This window comes from Pseudomonas sp. AC169 (genome assembly GCF_979258515.1).
In genome coordinates this window covers 3258073-3283725 of the sequence record NZ_OZ409866.1, presented here as the reverse complement: position 1 = coordinate 3283725, position 25653 = coordinate 3258073, and the positions used below count along the sequence as shown (strand labels likewise).

The window sequence follows — 25653 nt, the reverse complement described above, 5'->3', positions numbered from 1 at the left end:
AACCCGCCGCAGGTTTAATCGAAAGGCCGATTACTGCGCAAAAAGTCGCGCGGAATCTGACCAATCAGTCGAACAGTGTTACCGCGACCCGCACTTTTGCGAGGCGCGAGTGAGTCGGAAATACCCACCCCGGTGCAAAACCGTCGCCCGGAAAGCCGCGATCTAGAGCCTCCCGGCAGAACAATCAATTCTGTTGATTATTACCATTGCGTTTATGAACTTTTATATCGACTTATCGAGAGTAGCATTGCCCTCGTACCCACTTTATCGCCCTCCCAAGGAGCAACCCATCATGAAACGCCAATTACTGCTCAGTCTTACCCTGTCGATGCTAGCCAGCACTGCTTTCGCCCTGCCCGCTGCCGATCAGGCTACCCCGCAAGTGAAATCCAGCCACTCGGTGTTCAGCCAAACCGTAGCCGCTGATGGTTCGGACCGCACCCCACAAGGCCAGACCCTGGCTGAAGGCGGCCGTGATCGCCTGGAAGAGAAAGGTCTGGTTCAGGACGGTTACGACAAGACTCCACAAGGTCAGACTCTGGCTTCCGACGGTAGCGAGCGCACTCCACAAGGCCAGACCCTGGCTTCTGACGGCGGCGACCGCACCCCACAAGGTCAGACCCTGGCATCCGATGGCGGCGACCGCACCCCACAAGGCCAGACCCTGGCATCTGACGGCGGCGACCGCACTCCACAAGGTCAAACCCTTGCTGAAGGTGGTGGTGACCGCGTGATCGAACGCAACAGTGCCTTGAGCTAAGCCCATGGCGGCCTCGAAAAAAAGCCCAATCACCCGATTGGGCTTTTGACTTTTCCGGCTCGATAAAATCTTTCGCTGCACACCCTCCCGTTCGACGCCGACAAAGCCGATTTGCTAGAGTGCGGCGCTTGTCCTGCCAAAGAACACACCCTGCGATGCTGCCCCGCGCCGAACAGAAGCAACAGACCCGCAACGCCTTGATGGACGCTGCCCGCCACCTTATGGAAAGCGGCCGAGGATTCGGCAGCCTGAGCCTGCGCGAAGTGACGAAAACCGCCGGCATCGTGCCCACCGGTTTCTACCGGCATTTCGCTGATATGGATGAGCTGGGCTTGGTACTGGTCAGCGAAGTCGGCCAGACCTTCCGCGAAACCATCCGCCTGGTGCGGCATAACGAATTCGTCATGGGCGGCATTATTGATGCTTCGGTGCGGATCTTCCTCGACGTGGTCAGCGCCAATCGCTCGCAATTCCTGTTTCTCGCCCGTGAACAATACGGCGGTTCGCTGCCGGTGCGTCAGGCGATCGGACGGTTGCGCGAGAACATCAGTTCCGACCTCGCGGCGGACCTGACGATGATGCCCAAGCTACAGCACCTGGATGCCGATGGCCTGAGCGTGATGGCAGACCTGATCGTCAAATCGGTATTTGCCACCCTGCCGGACATCATCGACCCGCCCCCTGAAGCGCTGCCGGAGCATCTGACGCCACAGGCGAAGATCACCCAGCAACTGCGCTTTATCTTTATCGGCCTCAAGCATTGGCAAGGGCTGGGCAGTACCGAGTAACACTCCCTCATTACTGACACACCAAATTCCCCCCTGTGGGAGCGAGCCTGCTCGCGACAGCGTAGTTTCAGCAACATTTATATGGCTGACACACCGCCTTCGCGAGCAGGCTCGCTCCCACAATTGGCTCATGTGTCGAGGCTCTGATTTGGTGCATTAAAAAATCTTCACGCACCAAAACCTTCCATATTTCCGCAACATCTTGAAACATCCACTACGCTCCGACAGGGATTTCCTACATCTCGTCCGATTGGCAAGGCCCTTGCTCTAGCCAGAGTATCGTCCATAGCTGGAAGCTTTCCGATGCTGGTGATTCACCGCAGAATCGACCCTCAACCCGTCTGGGCCGCCGAGTTGCACCTGACCTTCGAAGCGCGGAGTAAAAGCCGTTTGCGCTGTTTCAGTGCCGAAGGCGAAGACGTCGGGTTGTTTTTGGAGCGCGGCCAGCCGCCGCTGTTTGACGGCGAATACCTGCAAGCCGAAGACGGCCGCATCGTCCGCGTCTGCGCCCGCCCCGAGCAACTGTTGCATGTCACCTGCGCCAACGCCTTCGAACTGACCCGCGCGGCCTATCACTTGGGTAACCGCCACGTCGCTCTACAGGTTGGCGACGGCTGGTTGCGCCTGCTCGACGATTACGTACTCAAAGCCATGCTCGAACAACTCGGCGCGCAGGTCGAAGCGATCGAGGCGCCGTTCCAGCCGGAACACGGCGCCTACGGCGGCGGCCATCACCATTCACGCCACGGCGACGAAGACTTCAACTACGCGCCGAAACTCCATCAGTTCGGCGTACGCCTGTGAATCCGGCCTGGGCGCTGCTGCGCCTGGCCAGTCCGCAATTGCCGATTGGCGGTTACAGCTATTCGCAAGGCCTGGAAATGGCGGTGGATAACGGCCGCGTGAACAACCCGGACAGCGCGCGGCGCTGGATCAGCGATCAATTGTTGCTCAACCTCGCCCGCTTCGAGGCGCCGTTGCTACTCGCGCATTGTCAAGCCGCAGCGGATGAGGAATGGGCCGAACTGCGGATTCTGTGCGAAAGCCATCGCGCCAGTCGCGAGACTCGCGAGTTACATCTGGAGAGCCGGCAGATGGGCTATTCGTTGCAGCAACTGCTCAACGGTTTACCAGAACTCGACGCGCCGGCGCGCGACTTTCTCGATCAATGCACTGAACCGCATCTGGCCCTGTGCTGGGCGCTGGCCGCGCGCGCCTGGGGCATCAACCCGCAGGACGCCCTCGCCGCGTGGCTGTGGAGCTGGCTGGAAAACCAGCTCGCTGTATTGATGAAAACCCTGCCACTGGGTCAGCAAGCCGCGCAACGCCTGACCAGCGAACTGCTGCCGCTGCTGCAACAAGCGCAGCAGGACGCCAGCCGAATCAACCCCGAACACATGGGCAGCGCCGCGTTCGGTCTGTCCCTGGCGTGCATGGCCCACGAGCGCCAGTACAGCCGCCTCTTCCGTTCTTAGGAGAACACTCGATGAACACACAACCTCTGCGCGTCGGCATCGGCGGCCCGGTCGGTTCCGGCAAAACCGCGTTGACCCTGGCCCTGTGCCTGGCCTTGCGCGAGCGCTACAACCTCGCCGTGGTCACCAACGATATCTATACCCGCGAAGACGCCGATTTTCTCGTGCGCAACGAAGCACTCGCCCCCGAGCGGATCATCGGCGTGGAAACTGGTGGCTGCCCGCACACGGCGATCCGCGAAGACGCCTCGATCAACCTCGAAGCGGTGGATCAACTGAACCGGCGTTTTCCGGGCCTCGATCTGATACTGGTGGAGTCCGGCGGCGACAATCTCTCGGCGACCTTCAGCCCGGAACTGTCCGACCTGACCATCTACGTGATCGACGTTTCGGCCGGCGACAAGCTGCCGCGCAAGGGCGGGCCGGGGATCTGCAAATCCGATCTGCTGGTGATCAACAAGATCGACCTGGCGCCGCTGGTGGGCGCCTCGCTGGAGATGATGGACAGCGACACCAAACGCATGCGCAACGGCAAGCCGTTCGTCTTCAGCAACCAGAAAACCGGTCAGGGCCTTGAAGCCATCATCGCCTTCATCGAACGCCAGGGCCTGCTGACTGCAGCCTGACTCATTTATCAACAAGGAAGCTTATCCATGACACTCAAACGTATTCTTGGCGCCGTGGCGCTGCTGCTGACGCCGGCGCTGGCCTTCGCTCACCCGGGGCACGGCGACAGCGGTTTGATCGCCGGCATCAGCCACCCGATCGGCGGCCTCGACCATTTGCTGGCGATGGTGGCAGTCGGTTTGTGGGCGGCGCAGCAGCAAGGCGCGGCGCGCTGGGCGCTGCCGTGCACGTTTGTCGGCACCATGCTGATTGGCGGCATGCTCGGGTTTGAAGGGCTGGAATTGCCGGCGCTGGAAAGCGGGATTGCCGCGTCGGTGTTGGCGCTAGGTCTGGCGGTGGCATTGGCGGTGCGTCCGCCGTTGGTCATGGCGGTGGTGGCGACGGCGGTGTTTGCGTTGTTCCATGGCGTGGCGCATGGGCTGGAGCTGCCGGACATGAGCAGTCCTTGGGCGTATGCGGCGGGTTTTGTGGCTGCGACGGCTGCACTGCATGCGGCGGGTTATGCCGTGGTGCGTTTCCTGCCTCAGGCTGCGGCACCGTTGGTGCGCCTGGCGGGCGCGGCTTCGGCGGCGACTGGAGTTTGGTTACTGGCGGGCTGATCTCTATTGTTTGAAAGGGCCCCTTCGCGAGCAAGCTCGCTCCCACAGGTTTTGTGTGCACTGCAAATCCACTGTGGGAGCGAGCCTGCTCGCGAAGGCGGTCTGACAGACACCACATCGCTCAGGCCGGTCTCTCTGCTACCATGTCGCGCAATCGCCCCAGCCGTGACGACGTCCGCCCATGCCCCACGCTTCCCGCTCCACCTCCCTGCCTGAATTGACCGCCCTGTTCGGCGCTGTGCAGCAGCACTTCGTCAACGTGATCGTGCCGCTCTGGCAAGGCCCGGGCTGGAACGCCGACATGGCGTTGCCCTATGAAGCGCTGGACGCTGCGCATCAGCCGCTGCCACCGCAGCGCTATCGGGCGATGGCCTGTGCACGGCAGTTGTATCTGTTTTCCAGCCTGATCGGGGTTGTGGATAACGCGGATGTGCGCGCAGCGGCGCTGTTCCGCTCCTTGCAACGGCACTTTCATGATGCCGAGCACGGCGGCTGGTTCTACAGCATCGACGCGCAGGGCAAGCCGCTGGATCAGCGCAAGGATCTCTACACCCACGCCTTTATCCTGTTTGCATGCGCGCATTACTGGGCAAAGTCCGGCGATCCGCTGGTCGAGTCGACCCTGAATGCCGCGCTGGAAATCATCGGCCGACGCTTTGCGACCGGCGATGGCTTGTACGAAGCCTGCCTGGAGCGCGACTGGATCACCCTGCAAACCGGTCCGCTGCAAAACCCGTTGATGCATCTGGCCGAAGCGTTTCTCGCCACCCTGGCGGTTCGCGAAGATGCCCAGACGCAAAAGGCATTGCTGGAGTTATGCACAGCCATGCACAAGCAGTTCGTCGATCCGCAATATGGCGTGTTGATGGAGAAGCCGCTCGGCGCTGTGGATAACTGGTACGAGCCGGGGCATCAATTCGAATGGTATTTCTTGCTCGAATCGTCTGCGCTGTTGCGTGGTTCGAAATTGCATACGGCGCTGGATCGGGCGTTCGCCTTCACCGAGCAATACGGTGTGGTGCAGCCATCTGGTGCGGTGCGGGCAATGCTCGATCTGGAAACGAATGGACGCCCGCGAGACTCGACTCAGCGGATCTGGGCTCAGGCGGAATATCTGCGCGCACTGACGTTGCGTCAGGGCAGTGAAGCAGTGGTGCTGCGCCAGTTGCAGGCGTTGCAGCAGCGGTTTTTGCATGCCGGGGGCTGGCATGAGTGCCGGGATGAAGTGGGAGAGGTGAGCCGTAAGGACATGCCTTCTACTACGCCGTATCACCTGGCGACTTGCTACCACGGTCTCGCTGAATATCTTCGCTGACTTATAGATCGCTTTCGCGAGCAGGCTCGCTCCCACAGTTGATTTGTGCAGTTCACAAATAGTGTGTTCGACGCAATTCCAATGTGGGAGCGAGCTTGCTCGCGAACAGCCGTTACACGGTCTTCAGGCGATCCACTTCTTGTCGCCGGTAAAGCTGATGGTCAACCAGCGCGCCGCATCCGGTTTGCCCAGCTTCGCCGAAATCTCCTCACGCAACGTATCCAGCTGACCGACACTGCTCAACGCATAATCCGCCGGCAACACCACATGAATCTCGATAAACCGCGCCCGCCCGTGCTTCTGCACGTACGACACGTAATCGTCGAAACCGTGCTCGGCTTTCGCCGCGTCCATCACCTGGCGTACCTGATCATCCAGTGTGTCCGGCGCGATTCCCAGCACATCGCGTAAGGCCGGGCCAAGGATCTTGAACGCCGGTGGCAACATGGTCAGGGCCAGCACGATCAGGATCAGCGGGTCGACATACACCGCCCACTGGCCATAACCCTGGGACTTGAGCAGCAGTGCCGCGAGAAAACTGATCAACAGCCCCACGGACAGCATCGCGTCCACCAGCCAACTGATGTTGTCGAACTGGATCAGGCTGGATTTGAGCTTGCGGTTACGCCGACGTACGTAGAAGAAATAAGCGAACTCGACAACGGTGAACACCGCCGCATAAATGATCACCAGGCCCAACTCGATGTCGCGGCCACCGTTGATGATGCCGAACACGCCGTTAAGGAATGCGTAGATCGCGATCAACATCAGGAAACTGCCTTCGATCAGCAGCACCATAGGCTCCAGATGCCAGAAACCGAACTGGAAGCGGTGATTGCTTTGCTTGGCGATCAGCTTGGCGGTGATCAGCATCAAGACTTTGATGAACGTTGCGATCAGCGAGAAAAAACCATCGAACAGGATGGATTGCGAACCTGAAACAAAACCGGTGACGATCCCGGCAATCGCCACCGCCAACATCAGAATGGTCGATTGTTTGAGCAGTGCCTGCTCACCTCGGTTACTCACTTTGACTCCTCGAAACCTTGAAAACCGCGGGGTGCGGTTGGGTTGTTGCGAGGGGAGTTTACCTTATCGGAATTTATTGCCTGTGACGGCCCCTTCGCGAGCAAGCTCGCTCCCACATTTGATCGCGGTCTCATGTGGGAGCGAGCTTGCTCGCGAAGAACGATGACGCGGTGTCAGGCCTTATTACGCTCAATGGCAAAACCGGCCCAGGTCTGGCTCACCGGCATCAGTTCCAGGCTGTTGATGTTGATGTGCGCCGGCGCATTCATCACCCAGAAAATCGTCTCGGCGATGTCCTGCGGCTGGATCGGCTCGGCACCGGCATAAGTCGCGTTGTAACGCTCCTGATCGCCGGCAAAACGCACCAGCGAGAACTCGCTCTCGCACAGCCCCGGCTCAATGTTACTGACCCGTACGCCGGTGCCTTGCAAGTCGCAACGCAGGTTCAGCGAGAACTGTTTAACGAACGCCTTGGTCGCGCCGTACACATGGCTGCCCGGATACGGATAGTTGCCAGCGATGGAACCAAGGTTGACGATGCCGGCGCCACGGCCATGGGCAATCAGGCGCGGCAGCAGCAAGCGCGTGGCGTACATCAAGCCTTTGACGTTGGTGTCGACCATGGTGTCCCAATCGTCCAGATCGCATTTCGGCGCCGGATCCACGCCCAGCGCTAAACCTGCGTTGTTGATCAGCCCGCGCAGCTTGGCGAACGACGGCGGCAGATTGGCAATCGCCTCCTCCATCGCCTTGCGATCACGCACATCGAGGACCAGACCGTGGACTTCAGTCTGCTTCGACAACTCGGCGCACAAGGCGTTGAGGCGTTCTTCACGACGGCCGGTCAGCACCAGTTTCCAGCCAGCCTCGGCAAAACGGCGGGCACAGGCTTCACCAAATCCGGACGTCGCGCCGGTGATAAACAGGGTGTTGGACATCGTGTTCTCCTTGCTTCGGCCGCCTGAGCAGCCCTTGGAATAGAAAATCAGCAGGCAGCATGCCCGCCCGCGCATTCACGGGCAACTCCCACAAGCGGTACAAAAAACAACCAACTCTGTCGACGCCACAGCCGCCGTGGCCTGTAGCCATGTGCACGCATGTTATCCACAGTCCCTTCCACAGTTTCCGGGGGCAAGTGCAAATGCGCAAAGCCACGCCACACAAGGCTTTGCGGGCTAAATAGAAAGTTTTTTGCTTGACCCTGAAGCGGCAGATGTGCCGGACATGGCATTTTGCACGACCGACCGGTCAGTACAGTGATTGCGCGAGGCCAGTAACTACGGCCCTCAGCGCAGTCTTTCCAGAGTTTAATCACAGACTTATCCACAGGCTTATCGACATGGAATTGTCTGACAGTCAATGCCCAGAAAAAGGTTGACAACGACGTCTTGCGCTCCCATAAAAACGCCTGATCAAAAAACAACCACACACTTGAAAGCCACGGATTACAAGGCCTGCAGCCAGATACACCCACGTTATTCACAGCCAGCTCCACAGTAACCGGGGACAAGTCAAAACTGTGGAAAAACAGGCATTTGCAGCGTCTATATGTCGCGCTTTGGCAGCTTCGGGAATTTGTTTTCCACAATTCTGGATCTGCACAATTCAACGGTGGGAGCGAGCCTGCTCGCGAAAGCGATGGCATATCCAGACAATCAAGTGACTGATACACCGCATTCGCGAGCAGGCTCGCTCCCACAAGGGGTTGAGGTGGATTTGAGATGTAAAAAAGCCCCGGGACTTGCGTCGCCGGGGCTGTGCATAACGCTGGAAGACTCAGTGCCCGCCCAGATAGGCGTTACGCACTTCCTCGTTCACCAACAGTTCTTTACCCGTGCCAGTCAGGCGAATCTCGCCGTTAACCATCACATACGCCCTGTCCGACAGCTTCAGCGCATGGTTGGCGTTCTGCTCGACCAGGAAGATGGTCATGCCGGTTTTCGCCAGTTCCCGCAGGGTTGCGAAGATCTGCTTCACCACAATCGGCGCCAACCCGAGGCTCGGTTCATCGAGCAGCAGCAACTTCGGCCGACTCATCAACGCACGGGCAATGGCGAGCATCTGCTGCTCACCGCCAGACATGGTCATCGCCCGCTGGTTACGCCGTTCTTCCAGCCGTGGGAACAGCGTGAACATGCGCTGCATGTCCTCTTTGGCGTACTTGTCGCCAATCGGGATGGTGCCCATCAGCAGGTTTTCCTCGACGGTCATGTCAGGGAACACCCGCCGCCCTTCCGGCGACTGCGCAATGCCATTGGAGGCGATGTAGTGTGAGGACTTCTGGGTGATGTCGACGCCTTGATAAAGGATCTGCCCGCCCGCCGCCCGGGGCTGGCCGAAGATCGACATCAGCAACGTCGATTTGCCCGCGCCGTTGGAGCCGATCAGGCTGACGGTTTCCCCTTCATTGATTTGCAGCGAAACACCTTTGAGGGCCTGGATCGGGCCGTAGAAGACGTCGAGGTCTTTCAGTTCGAGGATCGGTTGCGTCATACCAGTTCCTCTTCGTCGGCGCCGAGATAGGCCGCGATCACTTTCGGATCGTTGCGGATCGCTTCAGGCCCGCCTTCAGCGATGACGATGCCGTGGTCCAGTACCACAATGTGGTCGGAAATGCTCATTACCATGCCCATGTCGTGTTCGATCAGCACCACGGTCAGATCGTGCTCGTCGCGCAGCAGGCGAATCATCGCGCTCAGCGCTTCGGTTTCCTGAGGGTTGAGGCCAGCGGCCGGTTCGTCGAGGCAGATGATCTGCGGCCGCGTGCACATGGCTCGGGCGATCTCCAGACGGCGTTGCTGACCGTAGGAAAGCTCACCGGCGAGACGGTTGGCACAGTCCACCAGATCGACCACTTCCAGCCAGTAGAACGCGCAGTCCAGCGCATCGCTTTCGGCCTTGCGATAGCCCTTGGTGTTGAGGATGCCGGCGAGCATGTTGCGGTTGACCCACATATGCTGAGCCACCAGCAGGTTTTCCAGCACCGACATTTCCTTGAACAGGCGAATGTTCTGGAAGGTCCGCGCCAGGCCAGCGCGGTTTACCAGGTGCGTACCGCCGAACATCTTGTAGTACATGCGGCTGAGGAAAGATTTCGGTGAGACAAAATCCGTCGGTTTGAACGACTCGCCCAGCAACTGGATGACGTTGGTCTGCTGACCGCGCACGTTGAGTTCGATCTTGCCGCCGGAGGCTTTGTAGAACCCGGTCAGGCAGTTGAACACCGTGGTCTTGCCGGCGCCGTTGGGGCCGATCAGGGCGAAGATCGAGTTGCGCTTGACCTTCAGGCTGACATCGCTCAACGCCTTGATGCCGCCGAAATGCATCATCAGCTTTTCGACAGAGAGTACGACTTCACTCATGGCGCAGTCCTCTCATAGTGAATGGCACCTTTGCGTGGAGTGACCCCGGTACGGCTGATGCGGATCAGCCCGCGTGGTCGCCAGATCATCATCAACACCATCAGAATGCCGAACAGCAGCACGCGATATTCGGCGAAGCCGCGCAGCAGTTCCGGAGCGACGGTGAGTACGAATGCCGCAATCACCACGCCAATGGTCGAGCCCATGCCGCCGAGCACGACGATGGCGAGGATCAGTGCCGATTCGAAGAAGGTGAACGAGGTCGGGTTGACGAACCCCTGGTAGGTAGCAAAGAACACACCGGCGAGACCGGCCGTCGATGCACCGATGGTGAACGCCGAGAGCTTGACCAACACGTGGTTGAGGCCCATCGAACGGCAGGCGATTTCATCTTCACGCAGGGCTTCCCAGGCGCGGCCGACCGGCATTTTCACCAGACGATGCTTGATGTACAACACAGCCAGCACCACCAGGAACAGCACCGCGTAAATGAAGTAGTACTTCACGTCAGGGTTGTAGGCGATGCCGAAAAACTCATGAAACGGCACCCCGCCATCCTTCGCCCGTTTGCCGAACTCCAGACCGAAGAACGTCGGCAATGGCGCCGGCATACCGTTCGGGCCGCCGGTCAGCGACAACCAGTTGTTGAGGATCAGGCGAATGATTTCACCGAAGCCCAGGGTCACGATCGCCAGATAGTCGCCGTGCAGACGTAGCACCGGGAAGCCGAGGATGCACCCGGCCAGCCCGGCAGTGATCGCCGCCAGCGGCAACACGGTCCAGAAACCCAGACCGAGATACTGATAACCCAGCGCCAGACCGTAGGCACCGATGGCGTAGAACGCCACGTAACCGAGGTCGAGCAGACCGGCCAGACCGACCACGATGTTCAGCCCCAGCCCCAGCAGCACGTAGATCAAGCCGAGGATGACCACGCCCAGCAGATAGGAGTTGGAGACAAACGGCACGATGACGGCCAGCACAATCAGCAGCGGGATGATCCAGCGCAGCGAAGATTTGTGATCGGCAGGCAGCACATGCACACCGGAACCGGTGCTCTCGAATCCGTCGAGAATTTTCAGGCCTTTGGGCGTTTGCAGGAACAGGCTGAGGGCAAAGCGGCCAAGCATGACAATGCCGATGATCCAGGCCACGCGGGTCGGTTCGAGGTTGAAGCTGTAACCCTCGAGCACAACGCCGACAATCGGGCCGAAAACGATCAGAGCAATCAGGCCGGCAAGAATCGCCTCAACCAGGCTTTTTTTGATATCGATGGATTTTTGAGTGGTTGAAGACATCGCTTACACCTTCGACACAAGAGGACGGCCCAACAGGCCCTGCGGCCGGAAGACCAGAACAAGTACGAGCAGCGAGAAGCTGAACACGTCTTTGTAGTCGGAGTTGACCAGACCGGAGAACAGCGACTCGGAAATGCCGAGGATGATCCCACCGAGCATTGCCCCGGGCAGTGAACCGATCCCGCCGAGTACTGCTGCGGTAAACGCCTTGATGCCAATAATGAAGCCGGCATAGAAGTCGAAAGTGCCGTAGTTCATGGTGATCAGCACGCCGGCCAGCGCCGCCATGGCTGCACCGATGATGAACACATAGGAAATCACCCGATCGGTGTTGATGCCGAGGATCGAAGCCATTTTGCGGTCTTGCTGGGTCGCACGGCACATCCGTCCGAGCTTGGTGTATTTGATGATGTAGGTCAGCACGCCCATGCCGACGAACGCGGCCACCAGAATGAAGACTTTGGTGTAAGTCAGTTGCACGAAGCCGGTGCCGATATCGACACGCCACGCGCCAGTGAGCAGGGTTGGCACGCCTTGCTGCTTCGCCCCTTGAGCGATCTGCGCGTAGTTTTGCAGGATAAGGGAAATACCGATGGCGCTGATCAGCGGTGCCAGTCGGGTGGAGTTACGCAGGGGTTTGTAGGCAACACGCTCGATGACCCAACCATAGACCGCCGTGACAACGATGGTGAAGATCAGCGTGCCGAGCATCAGCAGCGGGAAAGATTCGATACCGAAGTAAGCCAGCAGAGCCAGACTGATTGCCGCCAGGTAAGCAGAAATCATATAAACCTCGCCGTGGGCGAAGTTGATCATGCCGATGATGCCGTAGACCATTGTGTAGCCGATGGCGATCAGGCCATAGACCGACCCGAGGGTCAGGCCGTTGACCAGTTGCTGCAGGAAAATACCATCCATAACGCAATCTCACGCAGTGAGAACCTGCACACCCGGGGTGTGCGGCTCTTCTAGGAAAAATACAGATTTACGTCGGAGCAATGTCAGCCACGATCCGCCCGTCCCACACCGTCCCTGTGGGAGCGAGCCTGCTCGCGAAAGCGGTCGATCATTCAACACATGTGTTGGCAGTCATTCCGTCTTCGCGAGCAGGCTCGCTCCCACATTGGATTGGTGGGATCAGTTGGTCGCGTCAGCCCTTACTTCTGTTTTTCCAGCTGGTGATATTTGCCGTCCTTGTCCCACTGGTAAACCACGTAGTCGGAGACTTTCAGGTCGCCCTTGGAATCCCAGGTTTTTTCGCCCATCACGGTTTTCACCGGATTTTTCTTCAGCCAGGCTGCGGCCTCTTCGCCCTTGTTGGACTTCGCGCCGTTGAACGCGGCAGCCAGGGTCTGCACCGAAGCGTAGGCGTACAGGGTGTAACCCTCAGGCTCGGTACCGGCCTTGCGGAAAGCGTCTACCACGGTCTTGCTGTCTGGCAGCAGGCGTGGGTCGGCGCCAAAGGTCATCAGCACGCCATCGACGAATTGCGGGCCACCGGCGGTGGTCACCAGTTCGTCAGTCACGATGCCGTCATCGGACATGAACTTGACGTCTTTCAGGCCTTGTTCACGCAGCTGGCGAACCAGCGGGCCGGCTTCCGGGTGCAGACCGCCGAAGTAGACGACGTCGGCGCCAGCGCCACGAATCTTGGTGACGATGGTGCTGAAGTCTTTTTCACCACGGGTCAGGCCTTCGTACAACACAGGCGTCACGCCGCGCTTGACCAGTTGTGCCTTGGTGGCATCCGCCAGGCCTTGGCCGTAGGTATCTTTGTCGTGCAGTACGACGACTTTCTTGCCCTTGAGCACGTCGACGATGTAGTCGCCGGCCACGATGCCTTGCTGGTCGTCACGCCCGCACATACGGAACATGGCGCTGAGGCCGCGCTCGGTGACTTGTGGATTGGTCGAACCCGGGGTGATCGCGATGATCCCGGCTTCGTCGTAGATTTCCGACGCTGGAATGGTCGAAGAAGAGCAGAAGTGACCGACCACACCGGCGACTTTCTGGTTGGTGAGGTCCTTGGCGACCGTCACGGCCTGCTTCGGTTCGCAGGCGTCATCGCCTTTGACCAGAACGATTTTCTCCCCGTTGACGCCGCCCGCCGCGTTGACTGCGTCAGCCGCTGCCTGTGCACCCTTCATGTACTGCTCGCCAAATGCTGCGTTGGCGCCAGTCATTGGACCCGCTACACCGATTTTCACATCAGCTTGAGCAAACGCAGAAACACCCAACGCAGTAGCCACTGCGAGGGCCAGAAAGCCTTTCTTGTAAAACGTCTGGGACATGAGGTGGTGCTCCAAGGTTTTTTTTAGTTGGCACTGCGACTTCACTTCACTGAATGCTCAGAGCAAGGGCCGTGCCATCGGTTTTTTATTCTTCAAAAAGTCGCTGCTTTCTTGTTATTTCGACTGTTTCGTTCCCATTTTCATTGGGCGTGCAACCGTCTAAACCGCGGAAGGTAAAACCATTTATTTTTTCAGGCGCAACCCGCACGCGCCATCATTGCAACCGCGGCGCCAAACGACGTGCAACCAGCCTGTAACAGCCCGCGTCACCGAACTGCACACTGCTGGTGCGGGACTGCTACAACCCGCACCATTACAGGCTAGTCGCTGCATCGAAAAGCGCCGCTTCCGGCAACATATTTCAACACTCAAATGACGATGCGCAGGCACTGGCCCGCGTGATACAGCGAGAATCCGGCCTCATATAAACAACTACGCAAGCCCACGCCGGCCAGGGGCTGCATCGGTGCGAAGGGAATCGGCAGGGCTTGCGGATTGCTGTGACACAAATAGTCGGCGAAGGCTTTGCCGACCACGGTGCCGGTCGTCACGCCACGACCGTTGTAGCCGGTAACGGCCACCAGTCCTGGCGCCGGCTCGAACAGGCGCATGAGGTGATCAGGCGTAAAAGCTATACGCCCAGTCCAGGTGCATTCCCATTCGACCGGCTTCAGATTGGGGAAATAATGCTGCTGCACGCGATCGGCCCAGGCCTTGAGAAACCAGGTAGGTTTCTGATTGCCATTGCCGAGACTGCCGAGCAATAACCGCCCTTCTTTGTCGCGGCGGATGCTGCTCAAGACTTGACGGGTATCCCACGAGCCCTGGCCGCCCGGAAGGATTTCCTGCGCGGCATCCTCGGTCAGTGGCACCGACGCGACCTGATAGTAGTAACCGGGGAAGAAGTTGCGTTTGAGCTCGGTCCAGTCGCCCTCGGTGTAGGCGTTGGAGGCAATGACCACTTGCTCGGCCAGTACCGAACCCTGCTCGGTCTGCACCGACCAGTTCGCGCCCTGACGTTCGAGCCGGGTGACCGGCGAATGATCGAACATCTGCCCACCAAGACCGCTCACCGCGTTGGCCAGCCCGGTGACATACGCCATCGGATTGAGCGTACCGGCGCGGCGATCAAGCAACGCGGCGGCGATCTTTTGCGTACCGGTGGCCTGTTCGCAGGCCTTGCCGGTCAGCAGTTCGACTGGCGCACCGCGGCGTTTCCATTGCTGTTCACGACTACGCAGATCCGCTTCACCTTTGGCGTTGTGCGCCATGTGCAGCGTGCCTTCGCGGCGCAACTGGCAATCGATGTTGTATTTATCTACAAGGCTGAAGACCAGAGCCGGCGCGGCCCCGAGCATGCGGTTGAGCTGACTGCCAACCGCCTCGCCAAACCCGGCCTCGATCTCGTCCGGCGGGATCCACATGCCGGCGTTGACCAGCCCGACGTTGCGCCCGGAACCGCCATGACCGGCACGATGCGCTTCCAGCACGCAGACACTTTTGCCTTTTTCCAACAGATGCAGCGCCGCCGACAACCCGGTGAACCCGGCGCCGATCACGCAGACATCGACTTTGACTTCGCCTTTGAGCTCGGTGTTATCCGGCCTTTGCGGCGTGAGTTTTTCCCACAGACATTCTTCGCGTAACGGCATTGCCAGACTCCAACAGAAACCTGCCAAACACAGTGCTGATCCTGTGGGAGCGAGCTTGCTCCGGGCGGCGTTCCGACGAAAGCGGCGTATCAGCCAACATCAGTGTCGACTGACGCACCGCATTCGCGAGCAAGCTCGCTCCCACAGGGAATCTCCATTTGACGGGAGCAGTCAGTCGAAGGTAATGCCCTGCGCCAGCGGCAGCTCCAGCGAGTAGTTCACGGTATTGGTCTGGCGCCGCATGTATGCGCGCCACGCATCGGAACCCGACTCACGACCACCACCGGTTTCCTTCTCGCCACCAAACGCACCGCCAATTTCCGCGCCGCTCGGGCCGATATTGACGTTGGCGATCCCGCAATCACTGCCCACCGCCGACATGAACTGCTCAGCCTCGCGCACGTCAGTGGTGAAGATGCACGACGACAAACCTTGCGGCACCGCATTGTTCAGACGCAGCGCTTCCTGAAAATCGCTGTAACCGACCACGTACAAAATCGGCGCGAAGGTTTCGCTGCACACAACGTCACTTTGCTCCGGCATTTCAACAATCGCCGGCGACACGTAGTAAGCGTTAGGGAATTGATCTTCGAGCTGACGCTTGCCGCCAAACACTCGACCACCCTCGCTCAACGCCTGCTCCAGCGCGTCCTGCATGTTTTCAAAACTGTGTTTGTCGATCAGCGGGCCGACCAGATTGCCTTCCAGCGGGTTGCCGATGCGCACTTTCGAGTACGCGGCTTTGAGACGGGTGACGATTTCTTCTTTGACCGATTCATGAGCGATCAAACGACGCAATGTGGTGCAGCGCTGGCCGGCGGTGCCGACGGCGCTGAATAGAATTGCGCGTACCGCCATGTCCAAATCGGCGCTTGGGCCGAGGATCATCGCGTTGTTACCGCCCAGTTCCAGAATGCTGCGGGCGAAACGGGCGGCGACTTTCGGCGCCACTTCGCGACCCATACGTGTGCTGCCAGTGGCGCTGATCAGCGCGACACGCGGGTCATCGACCAGTGCTTCGCCGGCATCGCGGCCACCGATAATCACTTGGCAAAGATTCGCCGGCGCATCGGTGAAATTTTTCACCACACGATCAAACAGCGCCTGACAGGCCAGTGCGGTCAGCGGAGTTTTTTCCGACGGTTTCCACACCACCGGGTTGCCGCAGACCAGCGCCAGCGTGGTGTTCCACGCCCATACCGCGACCGGGAAATTGAACGCGCTGATCACCCCGACCACGCCCAGTGGGTGCCAGGTTTCCCGCATGTGGTGGCCCGGGCGTTCGGAGGCGATGGTCAAACCGTAGAGTTGGCGAGACAGACCGACGGCGAAATCGCAAATGTCGATCATCTCCTGCACTTCACCCAGACCTTCCTGGGTGATCTTGCCGGCCTCCCAGGAAACCAGTTCACCGAGATCAGCCTTGTATTCACGCAACACTTCGCCGAACTGACGCACCAGTTCACCGCGACGCGGGGCTGGCACCTTGCGCCATAGCTCGAACGCATGATCTGCGCGACTGATGTGCTGCTCGACTTCAGCCGGGCCTTCCCAGTTGACGGCGGCAATGCGGCTGCCGTCGATCGGCGAATGCACCGGCACTTTGCCGTTCTGATAAAGAGCCGGGTTCACACCGAGACGATCAAGCAATGCGGCAACCATGGGTCACTCCTCAAGCAAAAAACTGAATGTGTGCGGGCGCTTTTTTGCGACCGGGCAGGCCTTTAGTTGTAGCGTCACATTGGCAAGGCAACAAACGACCTTTACGCGAGATATCATTCCGTTTATTCATGCTGCGCACAGAAAGACAAGAAAAGGATCGGTCATGCTGAACAAACGCCACTTGCCCTCGATCACCGCCCTGCAGTGCTTCGAGGCCGTGACCCGGCACTTGAGCTTCACCCGCGCTGCCGAGGAACTGAACCTGACCCAGAGCGCGGTGAGCAAGCAGGTCGCGCAGTTGGAAGAACTGTTGCAGCATTTGTTGTTCCGCCGCGTACGTCGGCGCTTGCAGATGACCCCGGCCGGGGATTTGTATTTGGTTGAAGTACGAAAAATCCTTACCCAAGTGGAGATGTCGACGCATTACCTGCGTTCCTACGGCGGCGAGACCGAAGTCCTGCGCGTCTCGACGCCTTCGACCTTCGGCGCGCGCTGGCTGGTACCGCGTTTGAAAGGCTGGCGGCTACGTCATCCGTCGATCCATCTGGATTTGTGCAACGAGCAGGAAGCCGATGATCTGCTGCAAGGGCGCAGCGATCTGGCGTTCTATTTCGGTCAAGGCTCGCGGCCCGGCACGGAATGCCTGAAATTGTTCGGCGAAGAGCTGGTGCCGGTCTGCGCGCCGGGCAGCCTGCCGGACAAGCCGTTTACTGATCCGACGCAACTCACCGATCTGGTCCTGCTGCAAAATGCGTCGCGACCGCAGGCCTGGCACGACTGGTTCGACAGCCAGGGTTACCAGACCGAACACAGCTACCACGGACCACGTTTCGAAACCTTTTATATGTGCATCCGCGCTGCGCAAGTTGGCTGCGGCGTGGCGTTGTTGCCGCGATTTCTGGTGGAAGAGGAATTGGCCGACGGCAAACTGGTCATTCCCTTCGAGCATGCCATGCCGAGCACTGATGCCTATTACCTTGCGTACCCGGAGCATGCGGCGGAAGTGCCCAAGGTGCGAGACTTTGTGAAGTGGATGCTCGAACAGATCGACAGCCCGGAAATTTGACTCGATTGAAAAATGTGGGAGCGAGCCTGCTCGCGAAGAGGCCGGCACATTCAGTATCAATGTTGACTGAAATGACGCCTTCGCGAGCAGGCTCGCTCCCACCAGGGTTCTGCGGTGATCTAAAAAATTGCTGGCAATCTTCGTCCCTGATATGCGCCACTAGCGCCATTGATTGAGACCGCGCACAGGCGCGGCGCACCTGGAGACCCCGTTATGAGCGAGAGCGTGTTTGCCGATCGCATCGTGCAGAACCTGCTCGACACCGACTTCTACAAACTGACGATGATGCAGGCGGTGCTGCACAACTACCCCAACGTCGAAGTCGAATGGGAGTTTCGTTGCCGTAACAGCGAAGATTTACGCCCGTATCTGGCCGAGATCCGTTTTCAGATCGAGCGTCTGGCCGAGCTGAGCCTGAGTGCCGATCAGTTGAGTTTTCTTGAGCGGATCAGCTTCCTCAAGCCGGATTTTTTGCGCTTCCTCGGGCTGTTCCGCTTCAACCTGCGCTATGTGCACACCGGTATCGAAAACGGCGAGTTGTTCATCCGCCTGCGTGGACCATGGCTGCACGTAATCCTCTACGAAGTGCCGTTGCTGGCGATCGTCAGCGAAGTACGCAACCGCTATCGCTATCGTGAAACCGTGCTGGAACAGGCGCGCGAGCAGCTCTATCGCAAATTCGACTGGCTGACCGCCAACGCATCGGCCGATGAGTTGTCGCAACTGCAAGTCGCCGATTTCGGCACCCGCCGACGCTTTTCGTATGGCGTGCAGGCTGAAGTGGTGAATGTCCTCAAACACGACTTCCCCGGGCGCTTCGTCGGCACCAGCAACGTGCATCTGTCCCGCGAACTCGACATGAAACCGCTCGGCACGATGGCCCACGAGTGGATCATGGCCCACCAGCAACTCGGCCCGCGCCTGATCGACAGCCAGATCGCCGCGCTTGATTGCTGGGTCCGCGAATATCGCGGTTTGCTAGGGATCGCCCTTACTGATTGCATCACCACCGATGCGTTCCTCGGCGACTTCGACCTGTTCTTCGCCAAGCTTTTCGATGGTCTGCGCCACGACTCCGGTGACCCGGTGGTATGGGGCGAAAAATGCATCGCCCACTACCACAGGCTGGGCATCGACCCGATGAGCAAGACCCTGGTGTTCTCCGACAGCCTGACCTTGCCCAAGTCGCTGGAGATCTTCCGCGCGCTGCACGGCCGGATCAACGTCAGCTTCGGCATCGGCACCAACCTCACCTGTGACATTCCGGGTGTCGAACCGATGAGCATCGTGCTTAAAATGACTGCCTGCAACGGCCAACCGGTGGCGAAGATCTCCGACGAGCCAGGCAAGTCCCACTGCAAAGACCCGAATTTCGTCGCCTATTTGCGACACGTGTTCCAGGTTCCTGCCGATTCCAGTTCATCTAGCAAGGAGTGAATTCATGCAAGCCGTACAGCGTGAGATTGCTGAACAGCTCAAGGTGCAACCGCCGTTCGCCGACTACCAGGCCCTGCAGGCCGAAGTCGCCCGACGCATTGCCTTTATTCAGGATTGCCTGGTCAATTCCGGGCTCAAGACACTGGTGCTGGGCATCAGCGGCGGCGTCGACTCGCTGACTGCGGGCCTGTTGGCCCAACGGGCAATGCGTGAGCTACGCGACCAGACCGGCGACAACAGCTACAAATTCATCGCCGTGCGCCTGCCCTACGAAACCCAGTTCGATGAACATGACGCCCAGGCATCAGTGGATTTCATTGCTCCGGACGAGCGCCACACGGTCAACATCGGCCCGGCGGTGAAATCGCTGGCCCGTGAAGTCGCGGCGTTTGAAGGCAAGCATGCGGTGTCGGTGGACTTCGTATTGGGCAACACCAAGGCGCGGATGCGCATGGTTGCGCAGTACACCATCGCCGGCGCTGCTCATGGTCTGGTGATCGGCACCGATCACGCGGCGGAAGCGGTGATGGGTTTCTTCACCAAATTTGGTGACGGCGCCTGCGATCTCGCACCGCTCAGCGGTCTGGTGAAGAATCAGGTGCGCGCGATTGCCCGCAGCTTTGGTGCGCCGGAGTCGCTGGTCGAGAAAATTCCAACGGCCGACCTTGAGGACCTGTCGCCGGGCAAACCCGACGAAGCGTCCCACGGAGTGACCTATGCCGAGATTGATGCGTTCCTGCACGGCGAACCGGTGCGTCAGGAAGCGTTCGACATCATCGTCGCGACCTACAACAAGACTCATCACAAGCGCGTGATGCCGTTTGCGCCGTAAGCGCTGATGGCATGAAAAAGCCCGCTGAGGAGTGATCCTCAGCGGGCTTTTCTTTGGCCCAGACATCAGTTGATGCTGATGGCCCCTTCGCGAGCAAGCTCGCTCCCACAGGTTTATCTGTTGTTCACAAAATGTGTGGCCGACACAGACCCCTGTAGGAGCGAGCCTGCTCGCGAAGAACGATGACGCGGTGGCCCTGATTACTTGACAGTAATCGTGCCTTTCATCATCGAAATGTGGCCCGGGAACGAGCAGAAAAAGCCGTAGCCGCCATCAGCAATCTTCGCCACGTCGAAGGTCAGCGAATCGGTTTCCTTGGCGCCGATGATCTTGGTGTGAGCGATGATGCGCGCGTCACCTTCCGGCAGGTAATTCTTGTCGATACCGGCGGCCAGGCCAGCGGTGGCGATTGGCTGCATGTCAGCTTCTTTGCTGATCACCAGGTTATGACCCATCACGTTCTTCGGCAGGTTGCCGGAGTGGGTCAGCTCGACGGTGAAGGTCTTGCAGCTCTTGTCGATCACGATTTCCTTGGTGTTGAAGGACATCTGATCGGTGGAGTCAACGGTGGTTTTGCACTCGGCAGCCATCAATTGGCTGCTGGCCAGCGCCAGCAGGGATACCGCAACAACTTTGGAAAACATGGTGAATCTCCAAGGCAGGGTTAACAAAAACACGAATGGTGGAAAGACTGCCTGAAATCTTCGCAAGTTCCTATGACTTGAGTCAAAAATTGTATACAACTTTCAGGCTATGACACTCATCGACACAATCTAACGGCCAGAATTCCCGGCCGGCCCTATGATCGGCGCATCTACTGAGACGGAGTGCCTGTCATGTTCTTTAACGGTCTGTTGTGCAGTTTGCTCGCCGCCTACGCCTGTGGCGCCAGCGGTACCTTTGAATCGCCGGAACGCGAAGTTTAGCCCTTGGATGAAGGCGTGCCAGCCATTACCCTGTGACGGATTGACCCAGGAGGAAGGCATGTCTCTGAAATCCGTTTGTGTATTTTGCGGTGCCAACGCCGGCACCGACCCCGCTTACACCGAAGCCGCCATCGCGCTCGGCCGGGCCTTGGCTGAACGCAAATTGACCTTGGTCTACGGCGGCGGTGCTGTGGGCTTGATGGGGATTGTCGCCGACGCCGCGCTGGCGGCCGGCGGTGAAGTGATCGGCATCATCCCGCAAAGCCTGATGGACAAGGAAATCGGTCACAAAAGCCTGACGCGCCTGGAAGTGGTCGATGGCATGCATGCGCGCAAGGCACGCATGGCTGAACTCAGCGATGCGTTTATCGCCCTGCCCGGCGGCCTCGGCACGCTGGAAGAACTGTTCGAAGTCTGGACCTGGGGCCAGCTCGGCTACCACGGCAAGCCGTTGGGTTTGCTGGAAGTGAACGGTTTCTACAGCAAACTCACTGCATTTCTTGACCATATCGTCGGCGAAGGCTTCGTTCGCGCGCCACACCGTGACATGCTGCAGGTGAGCGAATCGCCGCAAACATTGCTCGATGCCCTGGATAACTGGAAGCCGACCGTCACGCCCAAGTGGGTCGACCAAAAACCCGGTTAACCCCCGGACACCGATACAGGGCAGAATATGCGCCGCTCAACCTCACCTTCGACCCAAGAGGATCGCCCATGGCCAAACCCAATTACTCCTTCGCCAAACGTCAACGAGACCTGGCAAAGGAACAGAAGAAAGAGGAAAAGCTTCAGCGCAAGAAACAAACCGCTGAAGAAGCGGCACTGAACCCTGAGGGTGAAGTGGCGACGGATGATGATGTTGATGCAACCGAAGCACCGAAAGACCAGGCGCCTGACGCCTGAGCCCCACCGGGTTTGATCATCGAATCAGACCCTGCGGATTTGTGACGGGGCTGGCGGTTTCACTGCCGGCCCTCACAGCCCCCCATTCCAAGTACACCCAATCCCATGTGGAAGCGAGCCTGCTCGCGAAAGCGGTGTACCAGCCACAAATAAGTTGACCGACCTGACGCCTTCGCGAGCAGGCTCGCTCCCACATTTTTTGATCGGCGTTAATCCAGGGGCATTACCGTGACGCGCACTTCCGGGTCATGATTACCGCCCCCAAGAATCACCCCGCGCAACGGCGACACATCAGAGAAATCCCGTCCCCACGCCAACGTGATGTGCTCCAGCGCCGGTTGCACATTGTTGGTCGGATCAAAATCCACCCAGCCCAGCACCGGACAAAACACCGAGACCCAGGCATGCGAGGCGTCGGCGCCGATCAAGCGTGGCTGCCCAGGTGGCGGCTGCGTCAACAAATAACCACTGATGTAGCGTGCCGCCAGCCCTCGTGAGCGCACGCACGCCAGCATCAAGTGTGCGAAGTCCTGACAGACCCCGCGTCGCCGTTCCAGCACCTCGACCAACGGGGTCGCCACCTGGGTTGCCTCGGCATCGAAGGTGAATTCGCTGAAGATCTTCTGCATCAAGTCCTGCACGCCCAACAGCAACGGTCGTCCCGGCGGAAAACAGCTTTGCGAAAACTCGACGAAACTGCGCTTCAAATGTACGTACGGTGACTGGAACCGGTAGCGACAGGCTTCGAGCAACTCAGCGGACAACGGCTGGCTACTGTAGGTCAGCGCATCGCGGGTCAGCTCCCAAGCGGGCGACTGATTGAAATCCAGCGCCGGCCGCGCCAGCACTTCAACGGTGAGTTGCGCATTGACCTGCAACTCGTCATGCGGACGTTCGAACGCCAGTCGGGTCAACGGATTACCAAACACATCCAGTTCATCGCGCCGTGCTGTCGGATCCGGACTGATCAGCAGTTGCTGTTCGGTACAGCGCTGCCAGTCGCATTTTCGCGGCCACAAGTGCGCCAGTTGCTGCGCCAAAGACACCGGGCTGTCGTAGTGGTAACAGGTGTCGTGGAAAATCTGGTATCGAGCATTCATCAGACGGACACCGTGCGTTGGCTGACGTCATCGACATGGGCGAAATGGCGCAGGGCCAGACGATCCGACACTTGCCCGCTGGCCTCGGCAATCTCTTGCAGCAGATCCGCCAGACCGTTCAAAGCCGCTCGTACGCTGGACTCACCGAACAAAGGATTCTCCAGACACCCCAGATCGAACCGCGCCAGGCGCTCGACCAGTTGCGGTAGCCCGGCCTCTCTTGGCGCGGCGAAATCATCGTTCAAACGTTTCAAGGTGCGGGTCACCAGTTTCAACTGGAACAACACCGCGTGCGGGTTTTGCTCATCGAGTAGCAACAGGTCGAGCACCGGAATCAGCTGCGCCACCGCCAGATAGCGTGAGCGATAGGTGATGCTGCTGTTGCCCAGTTCCAGCAACCATTCGAGGCCCGCTTGATCGAACGCCCCGGCGCCGCGCAGAAAAGCCGCGAGGCTGCTGCTGAGAAATTGCAGCCGCTCGATGCGCCGGCCAATCATCAGAAAGCGCCAGCCTTCGTCGCGGGTCATGTCGTCCAGCGCAAATCCGGACAACGCCGCCAGCGACATCACCAATCTGTTGAGAAAATCCAGCAGCTCGCCGAAGTCGGGTTCGTCGGTATCCAGTTCCATCGCTTCGCGTTGCAACTCCACCAGCGCCTGCCAGTTCTCCCGCGAAAGCTTGCCGCGCACCTGTGAGGCCGCCCACTGCAAGCGTTGCAGGTTGGAACGCAGGCTGAACGACCAGTCGTCGCCCAGCAGTGCCGCCAACAGACGCTCCGGCAGCTCACCTTCGTCCGGCAGCAGGGTCAGTCGCTCGCCGAGGTCGACGGCGGCCTGCAACGCTTGCGGGTCGTCGCCGTCGACATACCGTGCGAGCATGATGCGCAGCAACCGCGCACTGTCATCACAACGCTCGCAGTAGCGGCCGAACCAGAACAGGTTCTCCACCACACGTGATGGCAGATACGGATCGCGCCGCACCAGATCATGCACGCCGACGCTGCGCTGACTTTTCCACTGCTCGCCGCTGGGCGGACGATCACCGAGTACCCAAGTGTCCTTGCTCGCCCCACCGCGCTGCATCGACACCACTTCGGCATCGGCCTCGGCGGCCACCCGGGTCAGACCACCGGGAAGCACGCGATAATCACCAGCACCGGCCACGGCGTACATGCGCATGCCGATCGCCCGTGGTTGCAGTTGACCGTTTTCCGCCTGCCAGATCGGCGCATGCGACAGCTGAGCCAGTTCTTGCGCCACATAGGCGTAAGGTCGCGCCTGCATGCGCTCGGCGAGCGCCTGACGCTGCTTTTCACTCAGATCACGGCCAAATACAGGCGCGAAGCTTTGCGAGGGAAACGCCGGTTTGATCAGCAACTCAGGTAGTTTTTCCAAAGCCTGAGCCAGCACCGGCGCCTCACCGCACCACCACGTCGCGATCGACGGCAAAATCAGCTCTTCGCCAAACAGGTATTGGTTGATCTTCGGCAGAAAGCCCAGCAATCCCGGCGATTCCAGCACGCCGCTGCCCAACGCGTTGGCAACCAGTACTCGCCCCTGACGCACGGCTTCGAGCAGACCGGGCACGCCGAGCGCCGAGTCCGTGCGCAGTTCCAGCGGGTCGCAGAAATCATCATCGAGCCGGCGCATGATCGCGTGAACCCGACGCAAGCCGCTGAGGGTTTTCAGGTAGACCGTGGCATCGCGCACCGTCAGGTCTCCGCCCTCGACCAGCGGATAACCGAGCTGGCGAGCCAGGTACAAATGTTCGAAATAACTTTCGTTGAAGCGCCCCGGCGTGAGCAGCACCACCAGCGGCGCGTCATCGTCACTGGGCGCCTGTCGCGCGAGGGTTTCCTGCAAGGTGCGGAAGAACCCGGCCAGATGCTGCACCTTCAGATCCCGATACAACTCGGGAAAGGCGCGGGACACGATGGTGCGGTTTTCCAGGGCATACCCGGCGCCCGATGGCGCTTGTGTGCGATCCGCCGTGACCCACCAGCGCCCGTCCGGCGTGCGTGCCAGATCCACGGCGTACAGGTGCAGAAATGTCTCTTCCGGCGGCGTGATCCGCTGACACGGCCAGAGAAAATTGTTGTGACCAAAGACCAGCTCTGCCGGCAACAAGCCTTCGCTGATCAACCGTTGCGGCCCGTACAAATCGGCCAGCACCGCGTTAAGCAGCCGCGCACGCTGGGCGATACCGGCCGACAGTTGCTGCCACTCCTGCGCAGCAATTACGTGGGGCAGCAGATCCAGTTCCCACGGCCGATCCGCGCCCTTGGGATCGGCATAGACGTTATAGGTGACGCCGTTCTCCTGAATCTGCCGCGCCAGCAATGCCTGCCGCTGCACCAGCTGCGCCGGCGTGCTGCGCTGCAAGTGATCGAACAGCCGCGTCCAGTGCGGGCGCACCGCGCCACTGCCGTCGAGCAGTTCGTGATAAGTGCCCGCCGTGAGCGGGTAGCGGTCTAGCAGGTCAGGCATGGAAAGCTCGGCAGACAGCAAGGAACGGTCAGACTAACGCAGGCA

The 25653-nt window shown here is 59.5% G+C and carries 24 protein-coding genes; 12 read left to right on the top strand and 12 right to left on the bottom strand.

What is annotated here, in order from left to right; all coding sequences use genetic code 11:
• Positions 1–292 precede the first annotated feature (292 nt).
• The 7 genes from ACZZ0G_RS14765 to ACZZ0G_RS14735 all read left to right on the top strand — a co-directional run bounded on the left by ACZZ0G_RS14765 (position 293) and on the right by ACZZ0G_RS14735 (position 5564).
• On the top strand, positions 293–760 hold the full coding sequence (locus ACZZ0G_RS14765; protein ID WP_463556613.1) for a hypothetical protein: 468 nt from the start codon (positions 293–295) through the stop codon (positions 758–760).
• 155 nt (positions 761–915) lie between these two features.
• The gene (locus ACZZ0G_RS14760; protein WP_463556612.1) at positions 916–1548 is read left to right on the top strand and encodes a TetR family transcriptional regulator; all 633 of its coding nucleotides are present in this window, start codon (positions 916–918) and stop codon (positions 1546–1548) included.
• 303 nt (positions 1549–1851) lie between these two features.
• Entirely contained in the window at positions 1852–2352 is a 501-nt protein-coding gene (gene ureE, locus ACZZ0G_RS14755) for an urease accessory protein UreE (RefSeq protein WP_463556611.1), read from the top strand.
• Positions 2349–3023, top strand: coding sequence for an urease accessory protein UreF (locus ACZZ0G_RS14750; RefSeq protein ID WP_463556610.1), 675 nt, complete (start codon positions 2349–2351; stop codon positions 3021–3023). Before ureE ends, ACZZ0G_RS14750 begins: the two co-directional genes overlap by 4 nt.
• An 11-nt stretch (positions 3024–3034) precedes the next feature.
• Positions 3035–3649, top strand: coding sequence for an urease accessory protein UreG (ureG, locus tag ACZZ0G_RS14745; protein ID WP_053116815.1), 615 nt, complete (start codon positions 3035–3037; stop codon positions 3647–3649).
• A gap of 27 nt (positions 3650–3676) precedes the next feature.
• Positions 3677–4249, top strand: coding sequence for a HupE/UreJ family protein (locus ACZZ0G_RS14740; protein ID WP_463556609.1), 573 nt, complete (start codon positions 3677–3679; stop codon positions 4247–4249).
• A 181-nt stretch (positions 4250–4430) separates the two neighbouring features.
• Positions 4431–5564, top strand: a complete 1134-nt coding sequence (locus tag ACZZ0G_RS14735; protein ID WP_463556608.1) for an AGE family epimerase/isomerase — start codon at positions 4431–4433, stop codon at positions 5562–5564.
• 123 nt (positions 5565–5687) lie between these two features.
• Here the strand turns inward: ACZZ0G_RS14735 and ACZZ0G_RS14730 are convergent, their stop codons facing one another.
• The 9 genes from ACZZ0G_RS14730 to amaB all read right to left on the bottom strand — a co-directional run bounded on the left by ACZZ0G_RS14730 (position 5688) and on the right by amaB (position 16858).
• Complete coding sequence (locus ACZZ0G_RS14730) at positions 5688–6593, bottom strand: cation diffusion facilitator family transporter (RefSeq protein WP_463556607.1); 906 nt, start codon at positions 6591–6593, stop codon at positions 5688–5690.
• A 173-nt stretch (positions 6594–6766) separates the two neighbouring features.
• Positions 6767–7531, bottom strand: coding sequence for an SDR family oxidoreductase (locus ACZZ0G_RS14725; protein WP_007915905.1), 765 nt, complete (start codon positions 7529–7531; stop codon positions 6767–6769).
• Positions 7532–8369: 838 nt separating this feature from the next.
• Positions 8370–9086: an ABC transporter ATP-binding protein gene (locus ACZZ0G_RS14720; protein WP_463556606.1), complete on the bottom strand. Its 717-nt coding sequence runs from the start codon at positions 9084–9086 to the stop codon at positions 8370–8372.
• On the bottom strand, positions 9083–9955 hold the full coding sequence (locus ACZZ0G_RS14715) for an ABC transporter ATP-binding protein (protein WP_016985385.1): 873 nt from the start codon (positions 9953–9955) through the stop codon (positions 9083–9085). The genes ACZZ0G_RS14720 and ACZZ0G_RS14715 overlap by 4 nt, the downstream gene beginning before the upstream one ends.
• Positions 9952–11253 carry a high-affinity branched-chain amino acid ABC transporter permease LivM gene (gene livM, locus ACZZ0G_RS14710; RefSeq protein WP_093430197.1) on the bottom strand — a complete coding sequence of 434 codons (1302 nt, stop codon included), beginning with the start codon at positions 11251–11253 and terminating at the stop codon, positions 9952–9954. The genes ACZZ0G_RS14715 and livM overlap by 4 nt, the downstream gene beginning before the upstream one ends.
• Positions 11254–11256: 3 nt before the next feature.
• On the bottom strand, positions 11257–12171 hold the full coding sequence (locus tag ACZZ0G_RS14705) for an ABC transporter permease subunit (RefSeq protein WP_053116796.1): 915 nt from the start codon (positions 12169–12171) through the stop codon (positions 11257–11259).
• Positions 12172–12410: 239 nt separating this feature from the next.
• On the bottom strand, positions 12411–13544 hold the full coding sequence (locus ACZZ0G_RS14700) for an ABC transporter substrate-binding protein (RefSeq protein ID WP_007915892.1): 1134 nt from the start codon (positions 13542–13544) through the stop codon (positions 12411–12413).
• Between the two features lie 368 nt (positions 13545–13912).
• Positions 13913–15196, bottom strand: a complete 1284-nt coding sequence (amaA, locus tag ACZZ0G_RS14695) for an L-pipecolate oxidase (RefSeq protein WP_463556605.1) — start codon at positions 15194–15196, stop codon at positions 13913–13915.
• A gap of 171 nt (positions 15197–15367) precedes the next feature.
• Positions 15368–16858 (bottom strand): L-piperidine-6-carboxylate dehydrogenase, encoded by a 1491-nt coding sequence (gene amaB, locus ACZZ0G_RS14690; RefSeq protein ID WP_180698178.1) that lies wholly within the window; start codon positions 16856–16858, stop codon positions 15368–15370.
• A 163-nt stretch (positions 16859–17021) separates the two neighbouring features.
• On the opposite strand from amaB, the gene ACZZ0G_RS14685 reads away from it, so the two are divergent.
• The 3 genes from ACZZ0G_RS14685 to nadE all read left to right on the top strand — a co-directional run bounded on the left by ACZZ0G_RS14685 (position 17022) and on the right by nadE (position 20193).
• Positions 17022–17924, top strand: coding sequence for a LysR family transcriptional regulator (locus ACZZ0G_RS14685; protein WP_110719582.1), 903 nt, complete (start codon positions 17022–17024; stop codon positions 17922–17924).
• 213 nt (positions 17925–18137) lie between these two features.
• A complete protein-coding gene (gene pncB, locus ACZZ0G_RS14680) occupies positions 18138–19361 on the top strand; it encodes a nicotinate phosphoribosyltransferase (protein WP_463556604.1) in 1224 nt (407 codons plus the stop codon).
• A 4-nt stretch (positions 19362–19365) separates the two neighbouring features.
• Positions 19366–20193 (top strand): ammonia-dependent NAD(+) synthetase, encoded by an 828-nt coding sequence (gene nadE, locus ACZZ0G_RS14675; RefSeq protein WP_463556603.1) that lies wholly within the window; start codon positions 19366–19368, stop codon positions 20191–20193.
• A 200-nt stretch (positions 20194–20393) separates the two neighbouring features.
• Here nadE and azu read toward each other — a convergent pair whose 3' ends face one another.
• Positions 20394–20837, bottom strand: coding sequence for an azurin (gene azu, locus ACZZ0G_RS14670; RefSeq protein ID WP_095138131.1), 444 nt, complete (start codon positions 20835–20837; stop codon positions 20394–20396).
• A gap of 340 nt (positions 20838–21177) precedes the next feature.
• Here azu and ACZZ0G_RS14665 point away from each other — a divergent pair, with 340 nt between their 5' ends.
• Both ACZZ0G_RS14665 and ACZZ0G_RS14660 read left to right on the top strand, forming a co-directional pair.
• A complete protein-coding gene (locus ACZZ0G_RS14665) occupies positions 21178–21765 on the top strand; it encodes an LOG family protein (RefSeq protein ID WP_064117208.1) in 588 nt (195 codons plus the stop codon).
• A 68-nt stretch (positions 21766–21833) separates the two neighbouring features.
• Positions 21834–22022 (top strand): hypothetical protein, encoded by a 189-nt coding sequence (locus ACZZ0G_RS14660; RefSeq protein WP_129388337.1) that lies wholly within the window; start codon positions 21834–21836, stop codon positions 22020–22022.
• 209 nt (positions 22023–22231) lie between these two features.
• On the opposite strand, the gene ACZZ0G_RS14655 is transcribed toward ACZZ0G_RS14660, so the two are convergent.
• Positions 22232–23122 (bottom strand): transglutaminase family protein, encoded by an 891-nt coding sequence (locus tag ACZZ0G_RS14655; RefSeq protein ID WP_007915861.1) that lies wholly within the window; start codon positions 23120–23122, stop codon positions 22232–22234.
• Positions 23122–25608, bottom strand: coding sequence for a circularly permuted type 2 ATP-grasp protein (locus tag ACZZ0G_RS14650; RefSeq protein ID WP_463556602.1), 2487 nt, complete (start codon positions 25606–25608; stop codon positions 23122–23124). The genes ACZZ0G_RS14655 and ACZZ0G_RS14650 overlap by 1 nt, the downstream gene beginning before the upstream one ends.
• Between the last annotated feature and the right edge of the window lie 45 nt (positions 25609–25653).